The organism is Streptomyces sp. NPDC059002 (genome assembly GCF_042740435.1).
GTDB lineage: Bacteria > Actinomycetota > Actinomycetes > Streptomycetales > Streptomycetaceae > Streptomyces.
The window spans coordinates 1-15,574 of the sequence record NZ_JBHYJI010000019.1; the positions used below are offsets into that span (position 1 = coordinate 1).

Consider the following 15,574-nt stretch of genomic DNA (forward strand, 5'->3'; position numbering starts at 1 on the left):
TGCCGCCGACCTCGACGACGACCGTCTCACGGCCCGGCTCCTCCTCGCTCTCCGCATCCGCGGCGGGCGCGGCGAAGGCCGGGATCTCGTTGACGAACTCCGTCTCGATCCACCGCGTGAAGATCGTGAACGGCTCACCGGAACCGGCCAGTTCGGGCGCGAACGCCGGATCCCTGACCACGGCACGGTGGAAGGGAAGCGCGGTGGCCATGCCCTCCACGGTGAACTCCTCCAGGGCACGCGCGGCCCGCTGCAGCGCCTGCTCGCGGGTCGCACCGGTCACGATCAGCTTGGCCAGCAGCGAGTCCCAGGCCGGACCGATCACACTGCCGGACTCCACGCCCGCGTCCAGCCGGACACCGGGGCCCGAGGGAGGCGCGAAGGCGGTCACGGTGCCCGGCGCGGGCAGAAAACCCCGGCCCGGGTCCTCGCCGTTGATACGGAACTCAAAGGAGTGGCCGCGCAGTTCCGGATCGCCATAGCCGATCTCCTCGCCGTCGGCGATGCGGAACATCTCGCGCACCAGGTCGATGCCCGCGACCTCCTCGGTGACCGGGTGCTCCACCTGGAGACGGGTGTTGACCTCCAGGAAGGAGATCGTGCCGTCCACACCGACGAGGAACTCCACGGTGCCCGCGCCGACATAGCCGGCCTCCTTGAGGATCGCCTTGGACGCGGCATACAGCTCCGCGTTCTGCTCCGGCGTCAGGAACGGCGCGGGGGCCTCCTCGACGAGCTTTTGGTGGCGGCGCTGCAGCGAGCAGTCCCGGGTCGAGACGACGACCACATTGCCGTGCCGGTCCGCCAGGCACTGGGTCTCCACGTGCCGCGGCTTGTCCAGGTAGCGCTCCACGAAGCACTCCCCGCGGCCGAAGGCCGCCACGGCCTCGCGCACCGCCGACTCGTACAGCTCGGGGACCTCTTCGAGTGTGCGGGCCACCTTCAGCCCCCGCCCGCCGCCCCCGAAGGCGGCCTTGATGGCGATCGGCAGCCCGTGCTCCCGGGCGAACGCCACCACCTCGTCGGCGCCCGCCACCGGGTCGGGGGTGCCCGCGACCAGCGGGGCACCGGCGCGCTGCGCGATATGCCGCGCGGCGACCTTGTCACCCAGGTCACGGATGGCCTGCGGCGGCGGACCGATCCAGACCAGACCCGCATCGATGACGGCCTGCGCGAAGTCGGCGTTCTCCGAAAGGAAGCCGTAACCGGGGTGGACCGCGTCCGCCCCCGCGTCCTTGGCCGCGGCCAGCACCTTGGAAATATCCAGGTAACTGGAGGCCGGAGTGTCACCACCCAGCGCGAACGCCTCATCAGCCGCCCGTACATGCAGAGCATCCCGATCCGGGTCCGCGTAGACGGCCACACTCGCGATCCCAGCATCCCGGCATGCCCGAGCAACGCGGACAGCGATTTCGCCACGGTTGGCGATGAGCACCTTGCGCACGATGGCTCCCTCCTTGAAACAAGCCGAGTTTAGGGACTGCCGACACGGGCTTACGACCCGTCCCCAATGGTGAGCTTGCCCACACGGAGTGTGACTCGAGGCCCGCTCGATCCGCGAAATCCCTTGTCGTACCACGGTACGCAGGGTTCCTCCCCGGCAGCGTAGCCCTCGGGTGTGGTCAAGGTCTCTGTGAGTCAGCGCTGCGGCGGGGCGGCTTTCTTTGTGGAGTCCCTACGAATGGCCCAACGATTCTTTGCCTTCGGCACAGCCCTTGTCCCGGGGTTTACCCGTTAGTAGCGTTCGCGATGGCTCGAACGTACTAGGGGTAACAGCAGCGGAAAGTGGGTGGGGCGCCGTGGCGCGCAGACCGGTGGCCTGGGTGGGCGCGATCGTTCTCTTCGCGGAGGCGGTCGGCATCGCGCTCCTCAACTGGTTCCTGGGACTCGTCGTCGACAAGCAGGACATGTCCCTGGCCGGCCTCGACCCGCGCGCGATGACCGTCTCGACCTGGATCGCGGGCCTCCTCTTCGGCGGCTATCTCGCGCTCTGCGGCATCGTCCTGGCCCGCACGGCCGCCCGCGACCGTGCCCCCGGCGGCTTCGGCCGACTGCTCCTGATCAGCTGCGCCGTCGTGCACGCCCTGCTCGGGGCGTTCTCCGTCGGCCTGGTGGGCTGGCCCGCGTTCCTCTTCATGATGGCCGTGCTCGGCCTGATCGTCCTGACGCTCGTGGCGTACGACAAGAAGGCGCAGCAGGACGACGGCGCGGCCGCGGCGCACCGCGAGGACACGTCGGAGAGCAACGGGACGCCGGAGAACGGCGCCCCGCAGCCCGCCTGAGTCCTACTGGCCTGGCGTGGCCCACAACTCCGTGATGCCCACGCCCAGTTGCGCGAGCAGACGGCGAAGGAGCGGCAGCGAGAGGCCGATGACGTTGCCGTGGTCGCCCTCGATGCCCTCGATGAACGGCGCCGAGCGGCCGTCCAGCGTGAACGCCCCTGCCACGTGCAGCGGTTCGCCGCTCGCGACGTACGCGGCGATCTCCTCGTCCGACGGCTCGCCGAACCGGACCACGGTCGACGCGGTGCCCGACGCGTACCGCCCCGTGGCGGTGTCGTAGACGCAGTGGCCCGTCTGCAGGACGCCCGCGCGGCCGCGCATGGACTTCCAGCGGGCGGTCGCCTCCTCGGCGTCCGCGGGCTTGCCGAGCGCCTGCCCGTCCAGTTCGAGGACCGAGTCGCAGCCGATCACCAGGGCGCCCTTGGCGTCGGGGCGCGCGGCGACCACGGACGCCTTGGCCTCGGCCAGGGCGAGGGCGAGCTCGGCGGGGGTCGGTGCGGAGACCGCGTCCTCGTCGACCCCGCTGACGATCACCTCGGGGGCGAGGCCCGCCTGCCGGAGCAGGCCGAGGCGCGCGGGGGACTTGGAGGCGAGCACGAGACGGCGGCGCTGATCACTCATGCGGCCAGCGTAGGCGCTCCGCCGGAGGCCCCGCTCGGCGCTCAGTGCATGCCGAGGCCGAGCACGAACATCGCCACCACCATGGCCAGGGCGAGGACGAGTCCCGCGCGGCGCATCTTGGCCTGCATGTCCCGCATGTCCTTCGGAGGATCGTTCTCCGGATCCGACCACAGCATGGGACCGATACTGCGGTCGGCCCGGTCGGGGCGCCTGAGTACGCGTACTCAAGTTCCCCGGCCGGGCCTGCCCGGGGCAGGCGCTAACCGGGCCAATAGGTACGGCCCCATGCCGTGGGCCCCGGCGCGGGCAGCCGGTGGCGGCCCACCCGCGCGGGGTCGGCCCACGCGTCGGGCGGCGCGGGCGCGCCGGACGGCTGGTTCGCCACCGCCGCGGCGCGCGCCTGGACCACCGCCAGGGCGGCGGCAAGCTCCTCCGGGGTCGGGTTGCCCCGTACGACCTTGATCATGACCGCTCCCTGGGGGACTAGAGGGGGATGTTGCCGTGCTTCTTCGGAGGGAGGGATTCCCGCTTCGTCCGCAGCTGACGCAGGCCGCGGACGAGGTGGGCGCGGGTCTCCGACGGCATGATCACCGCGTCGATGTAGCCGCGCTCCGCCGCCGTGTACGGGTTGAGCAGCGTGTCCTCGTACTCCTGGATCAGCTGCGCCCGCGTCGCCGCCGCCTCGTCCGCATCCTTGGCCGCCTCGATCGTGCGCCGGTGCAGGATGTTCACCGCGCCCTGCGCGCCCATCACCGCGATCTGCGCGGTCGGCCAGGCGAGGTTCAGGTCGGCGCCCAGGTGCTTGGAGCCCATCACGTCGTACGCGCCGCCGAACGCCTTGCGCGTGATGATCGTGATCAGCGGGACCGTCGCCTCCGCGTACGCGTAGATCAGCTTCGCGCCGCGCCGGATGATGCCCGTGTGCTCCTGCTCGACGCCCGGCAGGAAGCCCGGCACGTCCACGAAGGTGATGACCGGGACGTTGAACGCGTCGCAGGTGCGGACGAAGCGGGCGCCCTTCTCGGAGGCGTCGATGTTCAGGCAACCGGCGAACTGGGTCGGCTGGTTGGCGACGATGCCCACCGGACGGCCCTCGATCCGGCCGAAGCCGGTGACGATGTTCGGCGCGAACAGCGGCTGCGTCTCGAAGAACTCCGCGTCGTCCAGGACGTGTTCGATCACCGTGTGCATGTCGTACGGCTGGTTCGCGCTGTCCGGGATGAGGGTGTCGAGGTCGCGGTCCTCGTCCGTCGGCTCCAGGTCCGCCTCCTCGGGGAAGGCGGGCGGCTCGCTGAGGTTGTTCGAAGGCAGGTACGACAGAAGGGACTTGACGTACTCGATCGCGTCCTTCTCGTCGCCCGCCATGTGATGCGCCACGCCCGAGGTGGAGTTGTGGGTGCGTGCGCCGCCCAGCTCCTCGAAGCCGACGTCCTCGCCGGTGACCGTCTTGATGACGTCGGGTCCTGTGATGAACATGTGCGAGGTCTGGTCGACCATGACCGTGAAGTCGGTGATCGCGGGGGAGTAGACGGCGCCGCCCGCGCACGGGCCGACGACGAGGGAGATCTGGGGGATCACGCCGGAGGCGTGTGTGTTGCGGCGGAAGATCTCGCCGTACATCCCCAGGGCCATGACGCCCTCCTGGATGCGGGCGCCGCCGGAGTCGTTGATGCCGATGACCGGGCAGCCGGTCTTCAGCGCGAAGTCCATGACCTTGACGATCTTCTGTCCGAAGACCTCGCCGAGCGCGCCGCCGAACACCGTGAAGTCCTGCGAGAACACGGCCACGGGGCGGCTGTCCACGGTGCCGTATCCGGTCACCACGCCGTCGCCGTACGGCCTGTTCTGCTCCAGGCCGAAGTTGGTCGAGCGGTGCTGTGCGAACTCGTCGAACTCGACGAACGAGCCCTCGTCGAGGAGGAGTTCGATCCGCTCGCGCGCCGTCAGCTTCCCCTTGGCGTGCTGCTTCTCGACCGCGCGCGCCGAACCCGCGTGTTTGGCCTCCTCGATGCGGCGCTGCAGATCGGCGAGCTTGCCTGCGGTCGTGTGGATGTCGATCTCGGACATAGGGATGCGGCTCCCTGCCTGCTCATCGGGGCTTCTGGCGGCTTGCGGTGCGGCTGGCTACTGACCCGTAGCGTATCGGCGCGGATACGGTTCGGCAGTGCGGCGTTTACCACACCTAGGGTGGCTTGCATGACGTCGTCAGATGCTGAAGACAACCGCTGGTCCGACCTGGGCAGGCCGCCGCTCAACGCCGCTTCCCTGCGGCGCGCTCTCGTCCGTGAGGGCGGTCTCTGGACCTCCCTGGACGTGGTGACCACCACCGGCTCCACCAACAGTGACCTCGCAGGGCGGGCCGGTGAGCTTCCCGAAGGGGCCGTCCTCGTCGCCGAGGAACAGAGCGCGGGGCGGGGGCGGCTCGACCGGCAGTGGTCCGCTCCCGCCCGGTCCGGGCTCTTCTTCTCCGTGCTCCTCAAGCCCGTCGACGTGCCCGTCGAGCGGTGGGGGTGGCTGCCGTTGCTCACCGGTGTCGCCGTCGCCACGGGGCTCTCGCGGGCGGCCGGGGTGGACACCGCACTCAAGTGGCCCAATGACCTCCTGGTGACGGTGGGAGGTGCCGAGCGCAAGGCCGGGGGGATCCTCGCGGAGCGGGCGGGGCCGGTCGACGGGGGCGGGGTCGTGGTGGGCGTCGGGCTCAATGTGACGCTGCGCGAGGACGAGCTGCCCGTGCCGACGGCGGGGTCGCTGGCGCTGGCCGGGGCGGTGACCACGGACCGGGATCCGCTGTTGCGGGCCGTGCTGCGGGCGCTCGAGCAGTGGTACGGGGACTGGCGTGCGGTGGGCGGGGATCCGGGGGAGTCCGGGCTGCAGGAGACGTATGCCGCGGGGTGCGCGACGTTGGGGCGGACTGTGCGGGCTGAGTTGCCCGGGGATCGGTCGCTTACGGGGGAGGCGGTGGCGGTCGATGGGGATGGGCGGCTGGTGCTCGCCACGGGGGAGGGGGTGCAGGAGCCTGTGGGGGCGGGGGACATTGTGCATTTGCGGGTTGCGGGGTAGGTGCGGGTGCGCGGGGCGGTGCGGGTGCGCGGGGGTTCGCTCCGTTCGTCGTGGGGCGGGGCCGCGGCGGTATGTCCGTCCTCGCTATCCCGGTGGGCCGCCACCGGGATGTACCTCGGCACGTGGCCTCACGTGCTCCGGGCGGACATACCGCCGCGTCCCCTCCGGTCTCTGTCGCGGCTGCGGGCCGGTGGGCCGTGCCGGTTCCGCTGCGGGTGCTCCGCTGGCCCCGGTTTCACCGGTCCGGGGCTTGGTCAAGAGGGACGTCACGGGAGTCGGGAGTGAGCTGCGGCACACCTGCCGTAAAGTTGGCGCCGGTCGATACCTGACCGCGGCAGATCGGAAGGGCAGCAGGCGTGACCGTCGACGACACGGGCTCCGGTGAGGCGGGCGGCGCGGTACCGGAAGTGCCCGAGGTGGGCGAGAACTCGGAGGATCCGGAGAAGGATCCGCTTGCTCTGCGGCTTGAGCAGTTGATCCTGGGGGCCGATCGCCGGTACACCCCGTTTCAGGCCGCGCGCAGCGCCGGTGTCTCCATGGAGCTGGCGTCCCGGTTCTGGCGGGCCATGGGGTTCCCGGACATCGGGCAGGCCAAGGCGCTGACCGAGGCCGACGTGCTGGCGCTGCGGCGGCTCGCCGGGCTCGTCGAGGCGGGGCTGCTGAGCGAGGCGATGGCCGTGCAGGTGGCCCGGTCCACGGGACAGACCACCGCGCGTCTCGCCGAGTGGCAGATCGACTCCTTTCTGGAGGGGCTCACGGAGCCTCCCGAGCCCGGCATGACCCGTACGGAAGTGACCTATCCGCTCGTCGAGCTGCTGCTGCCCGAGCTGGAGGAGTTCCTCGTGTACGTGTGGCGGCGGCAGCTCGCGGCCGCCACCGGGCGCGTCGTGCAGGCCGCGGACGACGAGGAGATGGTCGACCGGCGGCTCGCGGTGGGCTTCGCCGATCTCGTCGGCTTCACGCGGCTGACCCGGCGTATGGAGGAGGAGGAGCTCGGGGAGCTCGTCGAGGCCTTCGAGACCACTGCCGCCGATCTCGTGGCCGCGCATGGGGGGCGGCTCATCAAGACGCTCGGTGACGAGGTCCTGTACGCCGCCGATGACGCAGGGACCGCCGCCGAGATCGCGCTGCGGCTGATCGAGACCATGGCCAATGACGAGACCATGCCGGAGCTGCGGGTCGGCATCGCCTTCGGGACCGTGACGACGCGCATGGGCGATGTCTTCGGTACGACCGTGAACCTCGCCAGTCGTCTCACCTCGATAGCTCCCCGGGACGCCGTCCTCGTGGACGGGGCCTTCGCCGAGGAGCTGACGCGGACCGGGGACGCGCCGGCCTCCGAGGCGGACGCGGCGGCGCTGGCCGAGCGTGCGGAGAAGGAGGGCGAGGAGCCGCCCTCGTACCGCTTCGCGCTGCAGCCGATGTGGCAGCGGCCGGTGCGGGGGCTCGGTGTCGTCGAGCCCTGGCTCCTTGCGCGCAGGGGCTGACCGTCGTACGACTGCTCTTCCGTGGGATGGGACCGCCTGACATGATCCCTCGGTAACGGTCGTTAACCGGGTGGAGGAGACGTCATGGGTGACGAGCAGCGGTTCGGGGAGTACGTGGCGGTCAGGCGGCACGGGTACGTCGTCGAGCTGGCCCTCGACCGGCCCAAGGCCATGAACGCCGTCTCGTCGGAGATGGGGCGCTCCATCGCCGCCGCCTGCGCCGCGCTCGCGGACGACCGCGACGCCCGCGTCGTCGTCGTGACGTCCACCCATGAGCGGGCCTTCTGCGTCGGCGCCGACCTCAAGGAGCGGAACTCCTTCAGCGACGCCGAGTTGCGTCGGCAGCGGCCCACCTCGCGCGGCGCCTATGGCGGTGTCCTCGAACTGCCCATGCCGACGATCGCCGCCGTGCACGGCTTCGCGCTCGGCGGCGGGTTCGAGCTCGCCCTCTCCTGCGACGTGATCGTCGCCGACGCGACCGCGGTGGTCGGACTTCCCGAGGTGTCGGTCGGCGTCATCCCGGGCGGCGGCGGCACCCAGCTGCTGCCGCGTCGCGTGGGTGCCGCCCGCGCCGCCGAGCTGATCTTCTCCGCGCGGCGCGTGGAGGCCGTCGAGGCGCGGGAGTTGGGGCTCGTGGACCTGCTCGTCGAGGCGGGCGAGGACCGTACGGAGGCGCTCGCGCTCGGTGCCCGCATGGCCGCCAACTCGCCCGTCGGGCTGCGCGCCGCCAAGCGTGCCCTGCGGCTCGGGCAGGGGCTCGACCTGCGTGCGGGGCTTGAGGTCGAGGACGCGGCGTGGCGCGATGTGGCGTTCTCCGGCGACCGTGCCGAGGGTGTCGCCGCGTTCAACGAGAAGCGGAAGCCGGAGTGGCCCGGCGAGTAGCCCGAAGTTCCAAAATGTCGTAAACCTCCTAACCTGGGGTAATGGGTGAGGATGTCCGGCTGCGGGCCGTGGTGGAGCTGGCGCAGGGGATGGCCGCGGCGCATGCTCCGCGTGAGTCCTGGCGGGCGGCAGCCCTCGGCGCCTGCCGCGCGCTGAACGGGAGTTTCGCGGCGCTCTCCGTGTGGGAGCGCGACCTCGGACGGCTGCGGGTGCTCGTGAACGCGGGCGAACGGGCCGAGGGCGAGGAGGAGTTCCCGGAACGGGAGGCGTATCCCGTCAACCAGTTCCCGGAGATCACCGAGTTCCTGCACGAACGCTGGGCCGGTGGCGGCGAGCCGCACGCCTGGGTCGAGACTGCGCAGGGGCCCGAGGGCGGCCGGTCCGCGGGCTACTGCCACGAGCGCGTCACCGCGCTGCGCCGCCGCGGCCGCGGCTGCTGCGTCGTCGCGCCGATCGTGCTGCACGGGCGTGCGTGGGGCGAGCTGTATGTGGCACGGCCGGTGGGGGTCCCGGTCTTCGACCGGGCGGACGCCGACTTCGCGACGGTCCTCGCGGCGGTGGTCGCCGCCGGGATCGCGCAGACCGAGCGCCTGGAGGAGGCGCGGCGGCTCGCCTTCACCGACGCGCTGACCGGGCTCGCCAATCGGCGCGCGGTCGATCTGCGGCTCGACGAGGCGGTGGAGCGGCACCGTGCGGACGGTGCGGTGGTGAGCCTCGTCGTCTGCGACGTGAACGGGCTCAAGCGGGTCAACGACACCCGGGGGCACGCGGTCGGCGACCGCCTCCTGGAGCGCTTCGGGTCCGTCCTCTCGCTCTGTGGCGCGATGCTGCCGGGGGCGCTTGCCGCGCGGCTCGGCGGTGACGAGTTCTGTCTGCTGTCCGTGGGGCCGAGCGCGGACGATGTGGTGCGGGTCGCCGATGAACTCTGCGTGCGGGCTGCGGAGTTGGAGCTCGGGGACGGGGTTGCCTGCGGGGTCGCCTCGACCGGGGATCCGATCGGGGCGGTGCGTTCGGCTCGTCGTCTCTTTCGGCTTGCGGACGCGGCGCAGTATCGGGCGAAGGCTGCGCGGGCGGTGAAGCCGGTGGTTGCCGGGCGGGGAGGGGTGGAGGATCCGGTGGTGCGGTTGGCGGACTCGGCCTCCGGGGTGGGGGAGGGGGAGGCGGGGGAGCGGCGGAGGTTTCGGGGGCGGGAGCCGCGGGGGGTGGAGCGGTAGGGGTGACCTCTCGCCTTTGCTTCGGCTGTGGGGCGGGGCCGCGGGGGTATGTGCGTACTCGCTATCCCGGGGCTTGTGCCTCGGTCAGTGTTTGCCGTCAGGGTGGGGCGCCGTGCTCCGTGCGCACATACCCCCGCGTCCCCTCGCGAGCGTTTGCGGGTGCGGGGCTGTGGGGGTTTCTCCGACTCTCTCGGGTGCGCTGTGTGGTGCTGACCTCGCGGTAAGTGGTCCGGCGTGGATCCACCCGTGACACATGGCGATTCAGTCCGTACGCTGCTGAATATGGATATGCACAGCGTGGGCAGTGTGGCCCTTGGGACGTCCGGGACGACCGCTGGGGACGTCATCGCCGTCGCGCGTGGGAACGCGCGGATCGAACTGACTGCCGAGGCGCTGACCGCCCTTGCCGCGTCGCGCGAGATCGTCGATGCCCTCGCGGCCAAGCCCGACCCGGTGTACGGCGTCTCGACCGGGTTCGGCGCCCTCGCCAGTCGGCACATCGGGCCCGATCTCCGCGCCCAGCTGCAGCGCAACATCGTCCGTTCGCACGCGGCGGGGATGGGCCCGCGCGTGGAGCGTGAGGTGGTCCGTGCGCTGATGTTCCTGCGGCTGAAGACGGTCTGCTCGGGGCACACGGGTGTGCGTCCCGAGGTTGCGCAGACGATGGCGGATGTTCTGAACGCCGGGATCACGCCGGTCGTCCACGAGTACGGCTCGCTCGGCTGTTCCGGCGACCTCGCGCCGCTCAGCCACTGCGCGCTGACGCTGATGGGTGAGGGCGAAGCGGAGGGGCCCGACGGTGAGTTGAAGCCCGCGGGCGAGCTGCTCGCCGCGCATGGCATCGCCCCGGTCGAGCTGCGGGAGAAGGAGGGGCTCGCCCTTCTCAACGGCACGGACGGCATGCTCGGCATGCTGGTCATGGCCCTCGCCGATCTCGACACCCTCTACAAGTCCGCCGACATCACGGCCGCCCTGACGCTGGAGGCGCTGCTCGGTACGGACAAGGTGCTCGCGCCCGAGCTGCACGCCATCCGCCCGCACCCGGGCCAGGCGGCCGCCGCGGCCAACATGCTGGCCGTTCTTGCCGGTTCGGGGCTCACGGGGCATCACCAGGACGACGCGCCGCGTGTCCAGGACGCGTACTCGGTGCGCTGCGCCCCGCAGGTCGCGGGCGCGGGGCGGGACACGATGGCGCATGCGCGGATCGTCGCCGAGCGTGAGCTGGCCGCCGCCGTCGACAATCCGGTCGTGCTGCCGGACGGGCGGGTGGAGTCCAACGGCAACTTCCACGGCGCCCCGGTCGCGTACGTCCTGGACTTCCTCGCGATCGCCGCGGCGGATCTCGGCTCCATCGCCGAGCGCCGCACCGACCGGCTCCTCGACAAGAACCGGTCGCACGGTCTGCCGCCGTTCCTCGCGGACGACGCCGGTGTCGACTCGGGGCTGATGATCGCCCAGTACACGCAGGCCGCTCTGGTGAGTGAGATGAAGCGGCTCGCGGTGCCGGCGTCGGCCGACTCGATCCCGTCCTCCGCGATGCAGGAGGATCACGTCTCCATGGGCTGGTCGGCCGCCCGCAAGCTCCGTACGGCCGTGGACAACCTCACCCGCATCGTCGCGATCGAGCTCTACGCCGCCACGCGCGCCGTCGAACTCCGCGCGGGTCTCACCCCGGCGCCCGCGACGCAGGCGGTCGTGGAAGCGATCCGCAAGGCGGGCGTCGAGGGGCCCGGGCCCGACCGGTTCCTCGCCCCCGACCTGGCGGCGGCGGACGCGTTCGTGCGAACGGGTGCGCTGGTGGCGGCGGTTGAGCCCGTCACGGGGCCGTTGGCCTAGCGGATCCGTCCGGTTGTGCGGGGGCGTTGTCGTTGCTGACGGCGCCCCCTTCCGGAGCATCCAGATACTCCTCCGAGATCTCCTTCGGTCCGAACGGCCATACCTTCTCGCATCGCGCCCACACCAGGAACGCCACGCATCCGAGCGCCAGCCAGACGAGCGACCATTCGATGGGGTGCCGCCCCGGTGAGTTCTTGTCCGCGTATCCGTAGATGACGAGCCAGCCGACCAGCGCGACCAGGCTCGGCACGGGGTAGAGCCACATGCGGTAGGGCCGCCGAAGCCCTGGCTGCCGTCTGCGCAGCACCGTCACGGCGGCGATCTGGGCGAGCGCCTGGACCAGGACCATCACGGTGGTGAGGAGCTGGATGAGCGTGGCGAGGTCGGTGTGGCGGCCGACCATGAAGCCGATGGCGCAGACCACGCCCATGGTCGCGAGGCCGAGCGTCGGGAAGCGGTGCCGGTGGTGCAGCCTGGCGTAGGGACGGAAGAAGACGCGGTCGCGTGCGGCGTCGTACGGCACGCGTGAACCGCCGAGCAGCCCCGCGAAGACCGAGGCGAACGCGGTGACGAGGATGAGGACGGTGACGACGTCGGCCGCGCCCTTGCCCCAGGTCTCCTCAAGTACCGCCGAGGCGACGGAGGTTGAGGCGATGTCGGCCGGGTCGGTCATCCGGTGCCAGTCGATGACGCCGAGCGTGCCGATCTGCAGCAGCAGGTAGATCACCATGATGCCGAGGATCGAGAAGATGATGGCGCGGGGCAGGGTGCGGCCCGGATTCTTGATCTCGGCGCCCATGTACGCGGCGGTGTTGTAGCCGAGATAGTCGTAGATGCCGATGGTCAGGCCCCCGGCGAAGCCGATCCAGAAGTGATTGCTGGTCAGCTCGAAGGCGTTCGCGGGGTACGTGAAGGCCATGTCCGCGTCGAAGTGCGTGGCCGACGCGAGGATCACGGCGCCGACCGAGACGAGCATGACGACCCACATCACCGCGGTGATCCGGGCGATGTGCTCGATGCCGCGCCACAGGAGCGCGATCACGAGCGCGATGATCCCGAGCCCGACGAGGTCGCCGGTCGTCTGCCCCATGCCGGGCGCGAGATAGCCGAGGTACTGGACGAGGCCGACGATCCCGGTCGACATGCCGACCGGGATGAACAGCATCGCCGTCCATACGAACAGGAACGGCATCAGGCGTCCCGTGCGGTACTGGAAGGCCTGGCGCAGATAGACGTAACTCCCGCCGGATCCCGGCATCGCGGCGCCGAGTTCGGCCCATATGAGCCCGTCGGCGAGCGCGAGCAGCGCGCCCGCGACGAACCCGGTGACGGCCTGCGGCCCGCCGAACGCGGCGACCATCAGCGGGATCGTGACGAAGGGGCCGATGCCGCACATCTGGCTCATGTTGATGGCGGTGGCCTGGAAGGGGCCGACGCGGCGGACGAAGCCCCTTCCGCCTCTGCCGTTGCCGGTGGTGTCGTCGAGGGCGGGCGGCGGGGCTCCTGACACGGATCCTCCAGGCCGCGGGAGAGGGAGGGCAGGGCCGGGGCGGACCTGTCGGGCGCGACCGGGCGACATGGTTGAGGGGGCTGACCATCTACGTCAAGAGGGCTGACCATCTACGTCAAGAGGTCGGGCGCCCCGCCGCCGCCGCGATGCCCTCCACCAGGACGTCGAGAGTGAACTCGAAGACGCTGTCCGGGAGTTCGGGGTGCGGGTGCTCGGCGGCGCGGCGCAGGTGGGGGAGGTCCTCGATGCCTTCGCGCAGCCAGGGCGGGGGCGACTGCCGCAGCTCCGCGGGGTCGAGGTGCGGGGGCGGCCGGTCGTGCGGGCGGTCCTGGAACTCCACGAAGCCGACGACCTGGCGGATCGACTCCATGCAGGCGAGGTAGGCCTCGCGGGGCGGCAGGCCCGTCCCGTCGATCTCGGTGAAGAAGCCGATCAGGGCGTCCACGTTGCGCAGCATCGTGGGGTGGCGGGCCGTCGTGATGTTCTCGGTGAGGGCGAGCGTGGTCATGCCGGGGTGGCGGCGGTAGTGCGCGCGCAGGTCGCGGCAGTACGCGCGCAGGGTGTCGCGCCACCGGTCGGGGGCCGGGTCGAGCGGGGGCGGTTGCCACGCCGACTCGAAGATCTCGGCGGCGACCGTGATCAAGTCCCGTCTGTCGTCGACGTAGTTGTAGAGCGCGCGCGGTGAGACGCCGAGCTCCGTCGCGAGGGCGCGCATGGTCAGTTCGGCGGGACCGTGCCGTCCGAGGAAGTCGAGCGCGGCCTGTCCCACGGAGGCGCGGGTGAGGGTGGCGCGGCCCTTGCGGTGGGTCGGGCGGCGCCTGGCCGGTGCGGGGTCGGTGCTCATCGGCGTCGACGTTAGCAAGGGGTGGCGTGGAGGGGGTCCCCCGCGCCGCTTGAACTTCACACGTGTTGACTTTAAGGAGTGCGATCGGCAGGGTGATCCAAGTAAGGCTGACCTAACTCCCTTGCCTGGAGGCGCTCATGCCCCGTTCCGGCCTCGCCATGGACCTCACCCCGCTCCGGGTGAGCCGCGACTTCCGCCTGCTCTACGCCGGATTCCTCGGCGCCCTGCTCGGCACCCTCATGACGAGCGTCGCGGTGGCCGTGCAGGTCTACGACCTCACCGGATCGCCCGCGCAGATCGGCCTGGTCAGCCTCGCGCGGGCGTTCCCCCTCGTCGTCGGCGTGCTGATCGGCGGCGTGCTCGCCGACCGCCGCGACCGCCGTACGCTCATGCTCGTCACCCGCCTCCCGCTGACGCTTGTGGCCGCGCTCCTCATGGTCAACGCCCTGCTCCCGGAGCCGCAGTTGTGGCTGATCTACCTGGCGACCGGCCTCACCGGGCTCTTCGCCGGGCTCGGCGGACCGGCGATGATGGCCGCGATCCCGGCCCTCGTCGGCACCGAACGCCTCGCCGCGGCGGGCGCGTTGACCGCGGCGTCCACCCAGCTCGCGGCCCTGGTCGGCCCCGCGCTCGGCGGGGTGCTCATCGCGGGCCCCGGACTCGCCGCCTGCTTCGCGGTCGACGCGGCCGGATTCCTGGTCTTCTCCGTGGCGCTGCTCTTCGTACGCCCCCTGCCCGCCCCGGCGACGGACGCGCAGGGCAAGGGACTGCGGCAGGCGTTCGGGGCCGTCGCGGACGGCGTCCGGTTCGTGCGGGGGCACCGGCTCATCGTCGGGCTGCTGCTCGTCGACGCGGCGGCGATGGTCTTCACGATGCCGCAGGCGCTCTATCCGGTCCTCGCCGACGAGCAGTTCGGCGGCGGCCCCGGCGTGGTCGGGCTGCTCTACGCCGCGCCCGCGCTCGGCGCGCTCGTCGGCGCGGCCACCAGCGGCTGGACCGCACGCGCCGGCGGGCACGCGCTGATCGGGGCGGTCCTCGTGTGGGGCCTCTCGCTCGTCGGCTTCGGACTGACGTCGATCCTGCCGCTGGCCCTCGTCCTGCTCGCCCTGGCCGGACTCGGCGATCTGATCTCGGAGACGCTCCGCTCGGCACTGCTCCAGCACGGCACGCCCGACGCGCTGCGCGGCCGGGTCAGCAGCCTCTGGATGGTCCAGGCCACGGTCTCGCCCGCCCTCGGCAACGCGGCGGTCGGCTTCCTCGCGGAGCTGAGCGGGGCGCGGGGTGCGGTGGTGACGGGCGGTCTGGTGTGTGTCGTGGCCACGCTCGCGGTGGCCGCGGCGTTCCCGGCGCTGCGCGGGGCACGTCTCGGCACGCCCGTCCCCGCGGACCCGGCCCCGCCCGCGGGCGAACCGGCCGCGCGGGGTGCTGACGCCCCGTCATGATCCTGCGCGGGGCGCCCGTCGTTCAGCAGGCCGAACCGTCCGAGCGCTCCCTGCGTACGGAGAAGGCGACGAAGCCCGCCCCGAGGCCCAGGAACGCGGTGCCGCCGACCACGTACGGAGTGGTGTCGAAGCCGCCGCCCGTATCGGCGAGGCGCCCTGTTCCGGCCGCCGCGTACGCGTCGGTCTCCTGGTGGGCGGTGGCGGTGGCGGTGGCCGGCTGCTGCCGGGGTCCCTCCTCGCGGGGTGTTGCGTGCGACGCGGGAGACGTCGCGTTCGCTGACGGAACGAACCACAGGGCGCCGAGAAGAGCTCCGGCGGCGGTGGCTGTCAGCAACGATCGGCGTGCGGACACGGAATCGGATCCCCCTTGTGGCGCTGGCGAATTGGCCGTGTGGG

General features: G+C 71.6%; 15 protein-coding genes. 7 read left to right on the plus strand and 8 right to left on the minus strand.

Annotated elements, in window-relative coordinates:
• The coding region (locus ACFWZ2_RS19015; protein ID WP_384547059.1) for an acetyl/propionyl/methylcrotonyl-CoA carboxylase subunit alpha at positions 1-1,444 on the minus strand (1,444 nt) is incomplete at its 3' end.
• Between the two features lie 355 nt (positions 1,445-1,799).
• Here ACFWZ2_RS19015 and ACFWZ2_RS19020 point away from each other — a divergent pair.
• Entirely contained in the window at positions 1,800-2,282 is a 483-nt protein-coding gene (locus ACFWZ2_RS19020) for a hypothetical protein (RefSeq protein ID WP_384547061.1), read from the plus strand.
• A gap of 3 nt (positions 2,283-2,285) precedes the next feature.
• Here ACFWZ2_RS19020 and ACFWZ2_RS19025 read toward each other — a convergent pair whose 3' ends face one another.
• From ACFWZ2_RS19025 to ACFWZ2_RS19040, 4 genes are all read right to left on the minus strand, one after another.
• Positions 2,286-2,903, minus strand: coding sequence for a Maf family protein (locus ACFWZ2_RS19025; protein ID WP_384547063.1), 618 nt, complete (start codon positions 2,901-2,903; stop codon positions 2,286-2,288).
• Positions 2,904-2,944: 41 nt separating this feature from the next.
• On the minus strand, positions 2,945-3,079 hold the full coding sequence (gene mmpB, locus ACFWZ2_RS19030; RefSeq protein WP_384547065.1) for a morphogenic membrane protein MmpB: 135 nt from the start codon (positions 3,077-3,079) through the stop codon (positions 2,945-2,947).
• A gap of 83 nt (positions 3,080-3,162) precedes the next feature.
• Entirely contained in the window at positions 3,163-3,369 is a 207-nt protein-coding gene (locus tag ACFWZ2_RS19035; protein ID WP_384547067.1) for an acyl-CoA carboxylase subunit epsilon, read from the minus strand.
• A gap of 17 nt (positions 3,370-3,386) precedes the next feature.
• Positions 3,387-4,970, minus strand: a complete 1,584-nt coding sequence (locus ACFWZ2_RS19040; protein ID WP_384547069.1) for an acyl-CoA carboxylase subunit beta — start codon at positions 4,968-4,970, stop codon at positions 3,387-3,389.
• A gap of 129 nt (positions 4,971-5,099) precedes the next feature.
• Between ACFWZ2_RS19040 and ACFWZ2_RS19045 the strand changes: the two genes are divergently transcribed.
• The 5 genes from ACFWZ2_RS19045 (at position 5,100) to hutH (ending at position 11,382) form a co-directional block, all read left to right on the plus strand.
• The gene (locus tag ACFWZ2_RS19045; RefSeq protein ID WP_384547070.1) at positions 5,100-5,963 is read left to right on the plus strand and encodes a biotin--[acetyl-CoA-carboxylase] ligase; all 864 of its coding nucleotides are present in this window, start codon (positions 5,100-5,102) and stop codon (positions 5,961-5,963) included.
• A 356-nt stretch (positions 5,964-6,319) separates the two neighbouring features.
• A complete protein-coding gene (locus ACFWZ2_RS19050; protein ID WP_384547072.1) occupies positions 6,320-7,450 on the plus strand; it encodes an adenylate/guanylate cyclase domain-containing protein in 1,131 nt (376 codons plus the stop codon).
• 84 nt (positions 7,451-7,534) lie between these two features.
• Positions 7,535-8,332 (plus strand): enoyl-CoA hydratase/isomerase family protein, encoded by a 798-nt coding sequence (locus ACFWZ2_RS19055; protein ID WP_384547073.1) that lies wholly within the window; start codon positions 7,535-7,537, stop codon positions 8,330-8,332.
• Between the two features lie 41 nt (positions 8,333-8,373).
• Positions 8,374-9,546, plus strand: a complete 1,173-nt coding sequence (locus ACFWZ2_RS19060; protein ID WP_384547075.1) for a diguanylate cyclase domain-containing protein — start codon at positions 8,374-8,376, stop codon at positions 9,544-9,546.
• A gap of 288 nt (positions 9,547-9,834) precedes the next feature.
• A complete protein-coding gene (gene hutH, locus ACFWZ2_RS19065) occupies positions 9,835-11,382 on the plus strand; it encodes a histidine ammonia-lyase (protein ID WP_384547279.1) in 1,548 nt (515 codons plus the stop codon).
• Here hutH and ACFWZ2_RS19070 read toward each other — a convergent pair.
• Both ACFWZ2_RS19070 and ACFWZ2_RS19075 read right to left on the minus strand, forming a co-directional pair.
• Positions 11,363-12,892 (minus strand): APC family permease, encoded by a 1,530-nt coding sequence (locus tag ACFWZ2_RS19070; protein WP_384547077.1) that lies wholly within the window; start codon positions 12,890-12,892, stop codon positions 11,363-11,365. The two genes, hutH and ACFWZ2_RS19070, sit on opposite strands and share 20 nt — an antisense overlap.
• Before the next feature lie 115 nt (positions 12,893-13,007).
• On the minus strand, positions 13,008-13,736 hold the full coding sequence (locus ACFWZ2_RS19075; RefSeq protein WP_384547079.1) for a TetR/AcrR family transcriptional regulator: 729 nt from the start codon (positions 13,734-13,736) through the stop codon (positions 13,008-13,010).
• Between the two features lie 137 nt (positions 13,737-13,873).
• Here ACFWZ2_RS19075 and ACFWZ2_RS19080 point away from each other — a divergent pair, with 137 nt between their 5' ends.
• A complete protein-coding gene (locus tag ACFWZ2_RS19080) occupies positions 13,874-15,178 on the plus strand; it encodes an MFS transporter (protein ID WP_384547080.1) in 1,305 nt (434 codons plus the stop codon).
• 22 nt (positions 15,179-15,200) lie between these two features.
• Here the strand turns inward: ACFWZ2_RS19080 and ACFWZ2_RS19085 are convergent, their stop codons facing one another.
• Positions 15,201-15,530: a hypothetical protein gene (locus tag ACFWZ2_RS19085; RefSeq protein ID WP_384547081.1), complete on the minus strand. Its 330-nt coding sequence runs from the start codon at positions 15,528-15,530 to the stop codon at positions 15,201-15,203.
• Between the last annotated feature and the right edge of the window lie 44 nt (positions 15,531-15,574).